This window comes from Chitinophaga niastensis (genome assembly GCF_003014755.1).
Classification (GTDB): domain Bacteria; phylum Bacteroidota; class Bacteroidia; order Chitinophagales; family Chitinophagaceae; genus Chitinophaga; species Chitinophaga niastensis.
The window spans coordinates 1,906,593-1,921,755 of the sequence record NZ_PYAW01000001.1; the positions used below are offsets into that span (position 1 = coordinate 1,906,593).

General features: G+C 44.7%; 10 protein-coding genes. 5 read left to right on the top strand and 5 right to left on the bottom strand.

The window, feature by feature from the left end:
* Positions 1-4: 4 nt before the first annotated feature.
* Positions 5-1,261 (top strand): DUF2264 domain-containing protein, encoded by a 1,257-nt coding sequence (locus CLV51_RS07920; protein ID WP_106527423.1) that lies wholly within the window; start codon positions 5-7, stop codon positions 1,259-1,261.
* Here the strand turns inward: CLV51_RS07920 and CLV51_RS07925 are convergent.
* The 3 genes from CLV51_RS07925 to CLV51_RS07935 are packed head-to-tail and all read right to left on the bottom strand — an operon-like array spanning position 1,258 to position 7,288.
* On the bottom strand, positions 1,258-2,748 hold the full coding sequence (locus CLV51_RS07925; RefSeq protein ID WP_106527424.1) for a DUF255 domain-containing protein: 1,491 nt from the start codon (positions 2,746-2,748) through the stop codon (positions 1,258-1,260). The genes CLV51_RS07920 and CLV51_RS07925 overlap by 4 nt on opposite strands.
* Before the next feature lie 46 nt (positions 2,749-2,794).
* Positions 2,795-3,328, bottom strand: a complete 534-nt coding sequence (locus tag CLV51_RS07930) for a GNAT family N-acetyltransferase (RefSeq protein ID WP_106527425.1) — start codon at positions 3,326-3,328, stop codon at positions 2,795-2,797.
* 3 nt (positions 3,329-3,331) lie between these two features.
* Positions 3,332-7,288: a Pls/PosA family non-ribosomal peptide synthetase gene (locus CLV51_RS07935; protein ID WP_211301947.1), complete on the bottom strand. Its 3,957-nt coding sequence runs from the start codon at positions 7,286-7,288 to the stop codon at positions 3,332-3,334.
* A gap of 86 nt (positions 7,289-7,374) precedes the next feature.
* On the opposite strand from CLV51_RS07935, the gene CLV51_RS07940 reads away from it, so the two are divergent.
* Complete coding sequence (locus CLV51_RS07940) at positions 7,375-8,037, top strand: RNA polymerase sigma factor (protein WP_106527426.1); 663 nt, start codon at positions 7,375-7,377, stop codon at positions 8,035-8,037.
* 2 nt (positions 8,038-8,039) lie between these two features.
* Here the strand turns inward: CLV51_RS07940 and CLV51_RS29370 are convergent, their stop codons facing one another.
* Complete coding sequence (locus CLV51_RS29370; protein WP_170115325.1) at positions 8,040-8,207, bottom strand: hypothetical protein; 168 nt, start codon at positions 8,205-8,207, stop codon at positions 8,040-8,042.
* A gap of 3 nt (positions 8,208-8,210) precedes the next feature.
* Complete coding sequence (locus CLV51_RS07945; RefSeq protein ID WP_106527427.1) at positions 8,211-8,738, bottom strand: hypothetical protein; 528 nt, start codon at positions 8,736-8,738, stop codon at positions 8,211-8,213.
* A 159-nt stretch (positions 8,739-8,897) separates the two neighbouring features.
* Between CLV51_RS07945 and CLV51_RS07950 the strand changes: the two genes are divergently transcribed.
* The 3 genes from CLV51_RS07950 (at position 8,898) to CLV51_RS07960 (ending at position 15,154) form a co-directional block, all read left to right on the top strand.
* On the top strand, positions 8,898-9,947 hold the full coding sequence (locus CLV51_RS07950) for a FecR family protein (protein ID WP_106527428.1): 1,050 nt from the start codon (positions 8,898-8,900) through the stop codon (positions 9,945-9,947).
* A 245-nt stretch (positions 9,948-10,192) separates the two neighbouring features.
* Positions 10,193-13,504, top strand: a complete 3,312-nt coding sequence (locus CLV51_RS07955; RefSeq protein WP_158266954.1) for a SusC/RagA family TonB-linked outer membrane protein — start codon at positions 10,193-10,195, stop codon at positions 13,502-13,504.
* A 27-nt stretch (positions 13,505-13,531) separates the two neighbouring features.
* Positions 13,532-15,154, top strand: a complete 1,623-nt coding sequence (locus tag CLV51_RS07960; RefSeq protein ID WP_106527430.1) for a RagB/SusD family nutrient uptake outer membrane protein — start codon at positions 13,532-13,534, stop codon at positions 15,152-15,154.
* The last annotated feature ends 9 nt before the right edge of the window (positions 15,155-15,163 follow it).

Consider the following 15,163-nt stretch of genomic DNA (forward strand, 5'->3'; position numbering starts at 1 on the left):
AACTGTGGACAGACGTTTTTTTATCAAAGCCATACCCATGGCTGGCATGGCCGGGAGCCTCGGCACAGATAAGGGGTTGTTGAAAACGATGGCTGCACCTGCGCCACCGTTGAATGATCGGGAGTACAATGTGGATTTACTAATTCGTATATGTAATCCCGTTATGAAGCAGCTTAGTGAAGGGAAATTGAGAACTGCTATGCCCACTGAGGTAGCACCGGATTATGCCAAACCGGTTGATAAAGTAACTTACCTGGAGGCGTTTGGCAGAACACTTGCAGGCGTTACGCCCTGGCTGGAACTGGGACCTGATAATACCATGGAAGGCAGTAAGCGCATTCATTTGCTGGAGATAACCAGGAAAGCGATTGCCATGGCTGTAGATCCGGCGTCTCCGGATTACATGAATTTCACCGGTAAGTTTGATGCGCAGCCGTTGGTAGACGGCGCTTTTCTGGCGCATGGTTTACTGCGCGCACCTAATGAGCTATGGGGACAACTGTCTGCTAAAACCCGTCAGCAAATAATTGATGGCTTTATCAGTTTACGCAGCATCAAAGCATTTACTAATAACTGGGTGTTGTTTTCTGCCATTATTGAAGTGACGCTGCTGAAATTTGGTGCTGCCTGGGATCGTAAGCCGGTAGACTTTGCAGTACAAAAGATAATGGAATGGTATAAAGGAGATAGTATGTATGGAGATGGCGCACATTTTCATTTCGACTACTATAACTCTTTTGTAATACAACCTATGCTGGTAGACCTTTTGAAGGTACTGGCAGAAAAAGGAGCCGGTAGTAAGGAGCAGTATGAGCTGGCGTTAAAACGTATGCAGCGTTATAGCGTAATATTAGAAAGACAAATATCACCGGAAGGAACTTTCCCAGTGGTGGGTCGCTCTATGCCTTACCGCAGTGCGGCATTTCAGGCATTGGCACAGGTAGCACTGGAAGATAAATTGCCGGCAGAACTATCACCGGCGCAGGTGCGTTGCGCACTAACGGCAGTGAATAAACGAATTTTTGAAACACCAGGTACTTTTGATAAAAATGGTTGGCTGCAAATTGGTTTTTGCGGGCATCAGCCGGAGATAGCGGATGTGTATACTTCTACCGGGAGTCTCTATTTATGTACTACCGGATTCCTGGCGTTAGGTCTGCCTGGTACCCATCCTTTCTGGGCAGCTCCTGCACAGCAATGGACGGCGCAAAAAGCCTGGGGTGGCGGGAAGGTAGCAAAAGATCATGCTATAGATTATTAGTGCAGTATTTCTTTAGCCGTTAAAATACCTGGTTCTGCAATAATTGTTTTTAATACAGCGGGAGAAGATATATAACCAAATATATTTTCTCCCGCTGTTTTGTAAGTAGTATTGCCATATTGGGCTAACTGCTGAAATACACGGCAGGCATCTATATTTTCGCTTAGCACATAATCCGGAGGCAGGTATTTATTGTTGTTGCTAAAGCTGTAGAGTGCTTTGTTTTTTCCTTTGAAATGGGCCAGCATATAATTGCCTAGGCTCCTGGCTTCCTGCAATGCTGCTGTGTCTTTGGTGATATTGTAATAATGCAGTAAAGCCTGGCATAAATATAATTGATCCGCTAATGCGATGCTGCTGGTGAAGGCGCGGTCATGTACATAACTACCATCCGGTTGTTTGAAATCTTTTTTGAGTTTTGCTAAAATATTGCCTGCGGTTATTATATAACTTTTATCATTAGTTGCATTGTACAGGTATAAAAATGCATCTGCGAGTTGTGCATTTTCTTTGCTGTAGCAGGTGCTGTCTATCCGCGGAATGCCTTGCTTATAGCGATTTGCAGACGATAATGCAAAGAAGCCGCCAGCGTGTTCTCCTTCTTTCAGATCTGCATCCTGCGAATTATAATAGAGGTTGTTTTTACTGTGCAGAAAAGTGTTGAGATAGCTGATAATATTTTTTGCATGCGATAAAGCGCTGCTATCTTTCATCTCTTCATAATACTGTGCGTATATCTTTATATATCTAGCCTGGATACTCAATATTTTTTCGAAATGAGGGTGATCCCAGTTGCCGTTTGTAGAATATTGATACACACCGCCCCAGGCCGGATCATTGATGCGGTAAGACCCGTGAATAGTGAGTGGCAGCCATTTCTTTAATTGATTATTAGTTTTATAATGACGTAAAGCGTATTCAATTCCATCGTACTCCAGGAAGTGTTGCTGCATATCATATCCTCCGTCAATCATATCCAGGTATTCAAAGAAGTTATTGCGTACAAAGGCAGCGGTGCGGGCAGACCACTCGCCTGTGATAACCGGATTGCTGGCTATTTGTTTTTGCGGCTCAATATAACGATAACCATTATACGTTTTTTTCAGGAGTACCAGAAAATCCGTAGGCCCGATGAACCCGGCTTCTTTCACCAGTTCTTTGGCATCTTCATGAAAGATAATGGTGGCGGGCCATCCATAATCTTTGTATTTGGCATAGAGGTCGGGCCTTTTATCCTGGTTGGCCTTTATACATATGTAATGATCTACCAGATACCTGGTGACGGTGGAATCTTCATAAGTGGAATCATCCATTACATGACACCAGTGGCACCAGCTGGCGCCAAGATCCAGCAGCACAGGTTTATGCTGTTGTTGGGCCTGATCAAAGGCCTGCTGATTAAAATCCAGCCAGTGAATGGATTGTGCGTTGGTAACGGAAGTACACCAGAGGAAGATGATTGCCGCTATAATATGCCTGTTAAACACGGGTTCGTTTTACAGCATATACGGGGTTGTGTAAATATTGGTTTAGTTATTTTTTGGTGGTTTTATCAGGGAAGATGGGAATAGCATTTTTTCCATCCTGCGTCAGCCATTTTTCATATACGAGCCGTACTGGTTCGTAATCTTTAGCGGCCAGGAACTGTTGCATGCGGTGGTTATTCGTCAGGGTATATCTTACAATTCTGCGGATACCCTGTTCAATATACATTCTTTCCAGTTCTTCGTTCAACAGGCGGTAGATACCTTGTCTGCGGAAGGGTTGTGCTACATATCCATCAGATACGTAGAGGGTATCACCGGTATAATCTTCGATGCGGCTTTCATCAGCTTCTTCCAGGTAAGCGAAGATGAATCCTGCCGGCGTATCATCGGAATACGCCAGCAGGCAAGCACCATCACAGTCTTCCTGCATGGTGATAACATGTTGCATGTAGCTATCAGCAATACTTTCCCAGGCAGCTGTTTTAGGGAAGAACTCATGTTCAGAGACATGGAGCGCTTCCATCATGCTGCTGATGATATTGTAATGTTCACGGATACGTATAGGCGTGATAGTTATCATGGATTAATCTGGTTTAACAGGGCTACCAGTCCAGTCGGTACCGGATTGTAGTTTTTCCCCTTTCATCACTAAAGAGAGTGGTGCCAGATTTACATCGTCACCTATCTCACTATCGTATAAAATGATAGAACGCGCACCGACACTGCTTCTGCGTCCTATTTTGATAGGCCCTACCTTCATTACACGGTCTTCAAACAGATGCGTTTGCGGTCCACTGTCTTCATTCAGGGCGGTATCTGTTCCTATCTCCACCATATCAAATTCTGTAATATCAGCAGTGAACAACCATACCCTGAAACCTGCTTTTACGCCGAGTAAGCGTAACAGTGAAGGCAGCCAGGGGGTACCTTTGAGATATTCCAGCAGGAATGGGATAGAGAGCGCTTCGTAGGTAGACGTAATGGCTTCACTGCGCCATACTTTGGACGTCCACATGGGGCTTTGGAGTGGGCGGTAAACGCCTATCAGCACCCATTTAAGGACTACCGTAAAGAGGAATGCAGGGAGCCCCAGGAAAAAGAGATAATAGAATGGGAACTGCAGTAATATCATCCACCACGGTTTATCTGTTACCAGGTCATGTGCGTAGGCAATGAAAAGGATACTGCAACAGATCACCACTGTTTCCGGGATGAGGATACGTATAAATTCTACGATAGCTCTGGCCAGCCTGCGCTGTGGTGAAGGATTGGTGGTGAGTTCCGGTGGAAAGAAACGACTTTCCTGTCTGCGTGGCAATGCGATAGCCGGAGATCCGAACCAGTCGCGTGCATTGCTGCCCGACAGCTGGTCTTTGGAGGGAGGTGTGGATAACACGCCGATAAGCATGTTTTCCGGCAGCTCGTATCCTTGTGGTATCAGCGCGCTATTACCTACAAAGCTGGTATTGTGTATAATTGTTTTTTCCAGTATTAATTGCTGACCGCGTACATCTGATTCGCCGAGTGTTACCGCATCGGCGATAAAGGCTCCGTCGCCGATTTCCAGTAATGGATGCGTTACGCTGCTGGCAGTAGATACTTCTGTATTACGACCTATTTTTGCTCCCAGTGCACGGAACAAAGAAGAAATATATACCGTTGCAAAAATGGGGTGTATTACTATCAGTGATAATGACATGAGCTGATCGGCAAACCATTTACGTGCATAAAAAGCGCTGTAAATAGGATAGGTGCCGGGTTTGATGCCCCATTGCAACAGGCGTGTCAGTACCACTGTTTGCAGGGTAAACAAAATAATATAGCTCAATGCCAGTGCAGGTGTGATCACCATGTAATTGAAGTTATAATCCGGCGCAGCATTATCCATCTGGTTGAGGGTAACGATGGTGGGTAATAACGGCAGCAATACAGTGAATGGAAATACCAGCAGGAATAAAGAAAATATAACACTGTATTTTCTGCGGGTAGCCGCTGAAACCGGTAATGGCTGCGGTAATTCGCTGATGGCTTTTTTAACTTTTAATTCTGCCGGACTTCCCTGCCATACTTCGCCGGAAGCGATAGTACTATCAGGAGGCAGGTAGCTGAGATCCTGTAATTCGCTCCAGGCTTCCATTACGGTATTACCTCCAATGATAGCACTGCTGCCTACGTAAGCATGATCACCCAGGTGAACAGTACGTAATTTCAATAATCCATCTTCTACAAAAGCATTATTGATAACTGCCTGGGAGCTGATACTCACATCGCTGCCGATTGTCAGGAGGTCTTCCGCACCGATGGTTATCGCACCCAGTTGTGCATCTGCAGCAATTTTTACACCCAGCAAACGGAGGTAAGCAGGATATAACGGGGTACCATTCAGGAACATCGAAGGCATGAGGCGTTGGATGGTTTTTACCAGCCACCACCGGAAATAGTAGGTGCCCCACAGTGGATAATCGCCGGCTTTCATCTTACCTATCACCAGCCATTTGGTGCTGATGATTAAGATAGAAAACAGGGGAGGTAACAGGCAGAACATGCCCAATGCTGTAAGGATAGCATATCCCAGGCTGCTGGTAGCTTGTTCTACATAATAATAGCCGAGGTAAGGCAGGTAAATCTGCATGGCAAATAATCCGAAGATCACCAGCAGGGCAATGGTTTGTGCGATCCAGCAGGAAAGGTGTCGCCACCAGGGTATTTTATTAAAAACACGTCCTTTTTGTTTGCCGGCTTGCTTTTCCGCTGCCCATACATTTACCAGTTCCTGTAACGGACGGTGTATATAAATATCTTTCAGAGATGCCTGTGGTACATTGGCTTCGCGACGAAGGCGCGATACAAAGGCTGCTGCCAGCAAGGAGTGGCCACCAAGATCTGTAAAGAAATCCTGCTGCAGATCGATAGTGCGGTCAGGAAATACTTTTGCAAGAATGGTCGTTATTCTATCCTGCAGCGGTGCATTGGGGTCTATTGCCTCATGCGTAGTTATCTGTGTAAAGGCAGCAGGTACAGGCAATGCTTTACGGTTCATTTTACCGCTGGGCAGGCGGGGCATATCATCCAATTCTACAATGATGCCTGGCACCATGTAGGGAGGTAATACCTTTGCCAGCCTGCTTCTGATAGAAGATTCATCAAAAGGCTGGTCATCTTCCCGAACAATATATCCTACCAGTTGATCCTGGTCATTACTATCTTTCTTTACAGCTACAGCGGCGGCGGCTACTCCGTCGATCGCGTGAAGCTGGTTTTCTATTTCTCCTAACTCAATACGGTAACCGCGCAGCTTTATCTGATCGTCCAGGCGGCCCTGAAAGTCGATACTGCCATCTGGTAATATAATAGCGGCATCGCCGGTACGGTACAGGCGATCGCCTGGTAACGCGCTCATGGAGGCCGGTTTGTCTACAAATTTTTCGTGGGTCAGTTCTGGTCTGTCGATATAACCTGCGCCTACGCCGGGACCGGAAATAACAAGTTCACCCCGTTCACCTACCGGGAGAATATCCAGTTTTTCATCCACTACCGCCATGTTATAGTTGGGCAGGGGCTGACCGATAGTGATATAATCGCCGGGTTTCAGTGCGGCAAAGGTGGCGCTGACAGTTGTTTCCGTAGGTCCGTAACTGTTATAGAACAGGCGGGGAGGTGCAGCCCATCTGGCCAGTACCTGTGGAGTACAGGCTTCTCCGCCGGCATTGATCAGGCGGAGCGATGGAATGTTATCTTCCATAATAGCCAGCAAACTGGGCACTGCGTGCAGTACCGTGATTTTTTCACGGCGCAATACATCGCCCAGCTCATCGATTGCTTTGGCCGTAGTGGCATCGGCCACCCAGAGGGTTGCGCCTACAAAGTAACTGAGCCAGGTTTCTTCGCACCACATGTCAAAGGATACAGAGAAGCCCTGGTATACCTTATCGCTGGTGCGTATATTTAAAACAGTTTGTTCTGCTCTTACAAGATGGCATATCTGCCGGTGGCTGATCGGAATACCTTTGGGTTTCCCTGTGCTACCGGAAGTGTAGAGTACATAAGCCATGTTATCTGGCTGCGGACCAGCAGTGAGGATAATTTTTTCTGTTATGTCCGGTAATGTTGGTACAGATAAAATAGCAGCATCCAGTTGCAGCGGTAATTCGCTGAAGCAGGCCGCGGCTTTTACTTCTGTGAGTACACCCTCCACACGTTCTGCCGGCATTTCCCGATCCAATGGAACATAAGCTGCACCGGCCTTTACAATGCCTAAGATAGCGGCATGTAACTCCAGCCCCCGGGGCCACCATACGCCTACTACACTGCCAGGGCCTATTCCCTTTGATTGAAGTAGTGCTGCTACAGCATCACTCCAATGATCGAGCTGTGTATAGGTGAGAGATTGGTGTTGAAATATCAGTGCCGTATGATGCGCATGAGCCTGAACAGCATGAGAAAAAATATCCGCCAGGGTTTCATTGTGAAGCAAATCCGGCTGCTGGGGGCCTTTAACTATACTATAAACGTTCATAAGTTTGCTACCCGTAGGTTTCATTGGTGTTTGGTAGCTGCAAAGTTAAAATTAAGAATCAAAGAACCCGCTTATAATACCCTTAAAAATAATAGATTGTTTGGTAAAATATGCGTATACTCTGTGAATATGCTATCTCCCCGGTAACCAATAAATGTATAATTTGCTCTCAGCAACTATTCATGAGGGAGAACACATTTACCACGGATGAAATGACGCATTGTCTGCACATGATTGCAGCGGCCGGATGCGAGCAGTCCTACCGGCGCTTGTTTCGTTGGTTTTACAAACCACTTCAACAATTTGCTTTTGCGATTGTGAAGTCCAGGGAATCTGCAGAAGAAATTGCAGCAGATGTGCTGGTAAATGTATGGCGTAACAGACAGCAGCTCCCGGAAATCAGTCATCTGAAAATTTATCTTTATACAGCCGCAAAAAATATTTCTCTTAATTATCTCCGCAAACAGAACCGGTATGCGGTTATTTCCCTGGATAATATGGAAATGGTACTGGCACCATTACACAACACTCCTGAACAATTATTTATTACCGCTGAGTTATTGAACCGGCTGGAACTGGCTATTGCCAAGTTACCACCACGTTGTAAACTTATTTTTAAGCTGGTACGGGAAGATGGGCTGAAATATAAAGAGGTAGCGGCTATCCTGGATATTTCTGTAAATACCATTGACGCACAAATGGCCATAGCGTTTAAGAAGATCAGTCAGGCGGTGAACCTGGATATGAGCCGCAAGCAGGTAGTGAAGCAGTAAGATTAAATCTTTTGCTTTTTTGTAAGTTGCTTTTTTGGAGGAATGCGCTTCTTTCGACCAGTTGCTTTGTAATGAGCAATTACCTTGCTGATCATTACTTTGTCTTTTTCAGTTAAAGGAATAGGATCTACCACAAAGTCTATCCCTTTTGGCTCTTTAATGTATCCCATTTTCTATTGTTTAAAATATTTGTTAATAAGTATAGCAGCGGCATCCGGAAAGATAATCATTTTATGATTTCCAATATGTTTAGCTCCCAATGCGGATTCATAATGTGCCATCAGTCTGGTTTTGGATGTAAATGAAACAAAACCTTCGTACCCGTGTTCGAAGGATTTCTTACAGGTAAATGCAAATAAGTTCCCGGGAACACCTTCATAGAGTTTGGGTTTGCCCATATTAAAGGGAGCACTTTCAATTAAATGAAGGTAAAAATGATCTTTTAAGTCACTTATGCTAATAAGACCCTGAATAATATGTGGGTTCCCTTCTATTGTCAGCTTATAAACCTGTCTGTCTTTAATTTTAGACTCGACCTTCCAGTTGAAATTCCAGTGATTATTCTTATTTATGTTTTTAAGATCTTGTTGTGATACTGCTAAAGTTTCAGTTTCAAAACTGTCTCCTGATATGGTATTTACAATGCTATTGGTTAGCTTATCAACCTGAATACCAATATGATATTTGGACTGTATGGGCATTTACAAATTTACAAAAAAAGGATGAGATGGTATATGTAATTGAAAGGAAAATCAAACCTTATTTTACTGAATCCTCTTTCAAAAAAAATATTTTCCTTCCTTTAGTAGATTATCTCCATTCCCGTGTCTATATACCCGGAGGAATCCTCATCTCATCACATGGAACAAGAAAGGATCTGGTATTTAATGAGCAGAAAAATGGCCCGGGAGGCCACGGATGCTGAATTAATGGAATTGGAGCGGCTGTTACGTGAGCAGCCGGAAGCACAGTACACGATGGAACTGATGACGGCTATATGGAAAAATGAGCGGGAGGAAGAAGAGGCCGGTGTATTTGACCGTTATTGGCCACAGCTCCAGGAAGAAGAGGCTGATGTACTGAAACAGTCTGCCATAGTGCCTTTGCGAAGCAAAAGGAAATTGTGGATGGCAGCGGTCATCACAGGGATTTGTGTATTGGCAGCAACAGCATGGCTGATGCGGCCTTATGTTGGCAGGTTCTCTCAACCGGTGGCAGAAAATGAAGTGACTACCAGGGAAGGATCGCGCAGCAAAATAAAATTACCGGATGGTACACAGGTGTGGTTAAACGGTGGTAGTAAGCTGACTTACAATGATGACATGAAACATGCCGGTACCAGGGAAGTATACCTGAGCGGGGAAGCCTGCTTTGATGTGGCCAAAGATGCGGAAAAACCATTTATCATCCATGCCGGGAAAATGCAGGTAAATGTGTTGGGTACAGTGCTGAATGTAAGGGCCTACAATGATGATAGCAAGACAGAAGCCACGCTGGTAAGCGGAAGGATAGAAGTGTTGATGAAAGATGTACCCGGACAGAAAATTCATTTACAACCAGGAGAAAAACTGATTTTATATAATAACAGTCAACAAAAAATAACACCAAAACAGCCTGCAATACGCTATAGTGTTGCCAATGCCAGCACGCTGCCGAATGATTCCATGTTATTGGCAGAAACATCGTGGGTAGAAAATAAACTGGTATTTAACAATGAAAAAATGCCGGATATCCTGAAAAAAATGGAACACTGGTACAATGTATCTTTTGAGGTGAACAATGAACAGATAAATGCCGTCCATTTTAGCGGTGCGTTCCAGGACGAAACCGTAACGGAGGCCCTCACCGCTATGCAACAGATCCTTCATTTTCAGTTTACAGTAAAAGGGAACAAGATTATTATCAACTAAAAGCCACCATATGATTACTTAATGCCGGTAATAAAAAACGGGAAATGCTTGAACATTCCCCGTTGAATCTGTCAACCAAAGGAGGCTGATGTACTAGATCAGCCTGGACCCTTATTGTTTAACTTTTCATTTGTGAAATTATGCAAAAAAACTTACGATTTCATCAGGGGAACCTATGCCTGGTACCCCGACCGCAAATCATTCGCTTCATGAAGATCTTCTTTCTACTAATTTTTCTGGCTTGCATGAGGGTCTCGGCAAGTGTGTATTCACAGGATGTGAAAGTGACACTGGACATACAAAATAAGTCCCTGAGCAAAGCACTCAATGAGCTGGGGAAGAAAAGTAATCTACACTTCCTGTTCAGCGAGGAAACGTTGCCTGCCGGCAAGCTGATAAGCCTTTCTGTAAAGGAAACATCAGTGATGGATGTGTTGCAGCTGATGCTGGCAAATACTTCCTTATCTGCAAAAAAAATGAACGATAAGCTGGTAGTGATTGTGCCGATGGGAACTGATATCCAGGACAAGCGGATAAAAGGTAAAGTTAGCAGTGCCAAAGGGGAAGCATTGATAGGGGTAACTGTTAAAGTAGAAGGTACCAACATTGGTGCTGTAACCGATGGTAGTGGCGCGTATGAGCTGAATGCTCCGGGCGTGGCTAAACTGGTGTTTACTTATGTAGGTTTTCTGTCGAAAACAGTGGCTATCAATAACCGCGACCGGGTGGACATTTCATTGGAAGAAGATACCCGCGGCCTGAATGAGGTGGTGGTTGTAGGTTATGGTACACAGAAGAAAGTGAATTTAACCGGCGCTATTTCTTCTATCAGCGCTAAAGATATTGAAAACGTTCCGGTATCTAATATCTCTAATGCCCTGGCAGGCAGGCTTTCCGGCCTGTTTGCGAATACGCCCAGTGGTATTCCCGGTGTAAGTTCACCCATTACTATTCGTGGTAAAGGTACATTGAATGGTAATGGTGCTTTATATGTGATAGATGGTGTGGTGAGAGGTAAAGAGGATTTTGATGTACTCACCCCTAATGAAATAGAAAGTGTTTCTGTATTGAAGGACGCTGCTTCTGCCGCTGTTTATGGTGCGCGTGCAGCCAATGGTGTTTTGTTGGTGACTACCAGGCGTGGAGAGCTGGACCAGGCGCCCCGCTTTAGTTACAGCGGTAATGTGGGTTCGCTGCGCCCCACCAGTATCCCTTCGCGGTTGAACTCTTATCAACATGCCATTTACCAGAATGATATGTTGTATAACCAGTTTCCGGGTATTAGTCCGAATGATGTGCGTTTGTACTCACCTGATGAACTGGAATATTATAAAGCCGGTAAAGTAAATACCGACTGGTATAAGCTGGTGGCCAAAGACCCGTTATCCACACAACATACGCTGAGTGTGAACGGTGGTGGTAAGAGTGTACGTTATTTTATGTCGCTGGGTTATTATAATGAAAGCGGTGTATTTAGTAACATGGATTACAAACGTTATAACCTGCGTAGTAATGTAGAAGCTAATGTTACAAAGAACTTCACTGTTTCTTTGAATATTGATGGTAACTTCCAGAATAGTACCCGCCCGTATTGGCCATGGGATGGTGATAACGCAGAAATGAAAGATTTCTACCGGGGTATACTGAATCAACCGCCTATGTCGCCTGCTTATGTAAATGGTTTGCCTGATGGTAGTATTTATCACTGGCATGCAGCAGAGGTGATCAAAAATGGTGGGTATCTCCGTAAAAATTATAATACTTTCAACGGACAGCTGGCATTGAATTACAAGTTGCCGGTAGATGGTTTAAGCGCTGTTTTATCTTATAATTATAATAAGAAATTCAACTTTACCAAAACACAGTACAAGAGTTATACCCTGTATCAGCACAATACCTTTGGCGGACATGGACACCTTATTGGTGATAGCATTATTGGCTCCACCACGGCTGCACAGCTGCCTTACAACTCCTTGCAGGAAAACTATAATCAACCGGTCATGTACCTGTTGAACGGGGGCTTCAAGTATAACAAAGCGTTTGGTAAACATACCGTAGGTGCGTTACTGTTATATGAGCAGTCAGAATCTTATAGTGATCAGTTTATGGCCAAAGGAGAAAATCCATTGAGCCCGTCTATCGATCAGCTTTTCGTTACAGATCCTGACCATAAGTATCAGACAGTAAATGGCTCCGGCACACAAACTGCGCGTATTTCTTACGTAGGACGTGTTAATTATGTTTATGCAGATAAATACCTGTTTGAGGCTAACTTCCGCTCTGATGCCTCTACACAGTTTGGCCCGCAGGGCCGCTGGGGCTTCTTCCCATCGGTGTCGGCCGGATGGCGTATTTCCGAAGAACCATTTATGAAAGGTGTTGTAAGAGGATTAGATAACCTGAAGCTGCGCGCATCTTATGGTATTACCGGTAATGATTATTATGATGATCCGAATATACCACCTTATCAGTGGCAGTCTAAATATGTAGTAGCACCTGGTGCGGTTTTCAATGGTGCAACGATGGGATTAACCAATGGCGTATATCCTAATCCGGCCTTAACCTGGGAAAAGGCTGCTACAACTGATATAGGTGTGGACGCATCTTTCTGGAATGGTTTATTGAGTGTGGAAGCAGATTATTTCCGTAAACACACCTATGATATCCTCTGGACCCGTAATCTCACGGTGCCAGGCACTTTTGGCGCAACGTTGCCCAGTGAAAATTATGCAGTAGTGGATAATCATGGTATAGAATTATCTCTTCGTCATGATAACCAGATAGGACAAGTAAAATACTATGTAGGCGGCAATTTCAGCTTTGCGCGCAACAAGGTTATTAACATGGCAGAACCAGCCAATGCGATGGATTATCAGAAGAGGATAGGCCGCCCTATTGACTTCGTTACGGGCTATATAGCTACCGGCATCGCAAGGTCTGATAAGGATCTGCAGAACTTACCTGATTACAATGCACCCGGACAAAAATTTGAAGTGGGCGATATTATCTTTAAAGATATCAGTGGCCCGAATGGCAAGCCAGACGGCATTGTTAACGACTATGACAAAGTAGTACTCTCTAATAAAAGTATTCATCCGGAAATAATTTATGGTATCAATGGTGGTGTTTCGTGGAAAGGATTTGATATCAACTTCCTGTTCCAGGGTGTTGCTAACAGAGAAGTGATGTTCCCGAACCGCGACCAGTGGCGCGAACAGGCAGTACTGAGTTTCTGGGCAGATCATTACACACCGGAAAATGTAAATGCGGCTTATCCAAAAATTGGAGGTAAGAATGGCACAGAAGGTCCTGCTTCTTCCTTCTGGTTAAGGAATGGTGCTTACTTCCGCCTGAAGTTCCTGGAGCTGGGTTATACCTTGCCTAAGGCGCTGTTGCAAAAGGCTAAAATCAACAATGTTCGTTTTTATGTGTCTGGCAGTAACCTGTTTACAATAGCTGCTATCAAGCTGTATGATCCTGAGTTTGAAACGAGCTATGGCGCCTTCCAGTATCCCATTATGCGTTCTGTGAACGTGGGCGTAAATATTGGATTTTAAAGTTATCACGCATTGAAAAGATTAATCATGAAAAAGAAAAATATAATCGTCATAGGATGCGCTATGCTGGCTGCTTTCACAGGTTGCAACCGCATTCTTGATAAAACCGATCTGGGTAGTGTGAATGAAGCGCTCACCTGGACGGACCCTGCGAGTGCCACTGCTTACGTAAATAATCTGTACACCAGTTTACCCAACTGGAGTACAGCAGAATCAGGATATGCAGATGAATCTGATGGACGCGGCCCTGTGAATAACGGTGCCTGGAGTCCTGATAATAATCCGCTATGGTATTGGCCATATGATGCTATCAGAAATGTGAATGTATTTTTTAAGCAGATTCCTACTGCTACGCTGGCTGCAGATCTGAAGCAACGATTAAGCGGGGAATCACATTTTATCCGCGCGTATCTGTACTTTGCTATGGTGAAACGCTTTGGTGGCGTGCCTGTTATTGAACAGCCCCAATCTATTACGGATAATATTTTTGTGAAGCGTAACAAGACTTCTGAAACGTACAGCTTTGTATTGAAGGAGCTGGATGCTGCTATTGCGCAATTACCATCTGTGCAAAGTGATAAAGGACGTGTTACCAAAGGCGCGGCCATGGCCTTTAAGGGCAGGGTATTATTGTTTTGGGCAAGTCCACAGTTTAATCCTTCCAATGATGTTCAACGCTGGCAGGCGGCATATGATGCCAACCTGGCCGCCAGGCAGGAACTGGAAAATAATGGTGCCGGTTTATATGCCGACTTCTCCAATCTTTTCCTGGATGAAATGAATAAGGAAGTGGTATTCGCCATCCGTTTTCTGAATCCCGGCAGAACACAAAGCCGTGATGCTGAAGTGAGACCGATTTCTGTGTCTGTGAACCACACAGGTGGCAATCATCCTACCGAAGAACTCGTAGAGGCGTTTCCGTTAGATAATGGCGCCGACTGGCAGCCCACTGCTAATACCGACGATCAGTGGCTGCACAGGGATGCGCGTTTTTATGCCACGATTGTTTACAACGGCGCTTCTTATTTTAGCCGTACACAGTGGACGTATGAAAATGCTGGTATTGATGCATATGGCGCTCCCAATGGAACACATACCGGTTATTATAATCGTAAGGCTATTAACCAGGTGCTCACTGCTGCTGAGGCTAACAGCTCTGGTACAGATTATATAGATATTCGTTTTGCGGAAGTATTGATGAATGAAGCAGAAACAGCTAATGAACTGGGCAATACTGCGGTAGCTTATGATGTGTTGAAGCTGATCCGTGATCGTGCCAAGATTCAGCCGGGCGCCAACGGTTTATATGGCCTACCAGCCGGGATGTCTGTAGCCGCCATGCGTACGCGTTTGCAGAAAGAACGGTTTGTAGAATTTGCTTTTGAACAGAAACGTTACTGGGATCTGCGTCGCTGGAAACTGACGGGTACGGTGTTGAATGGTGTTCGTCGCCATGGTTTGGTAGGTACCAAAATATCAGATAATCCTTTGAAATTCAGCTACAATAAAGTAGACCTGGATTTGCAGGGGGACATGGTGTTTAAAGACTACATGTATTTTGCGCCTATCAGCAGAAGTGAATTACAGAATAATCAAAATATGCAGCAGAATACAGGCTGGGAGAACGGTACGTTTGATCCGTTGCAATAGGTTGTTTTA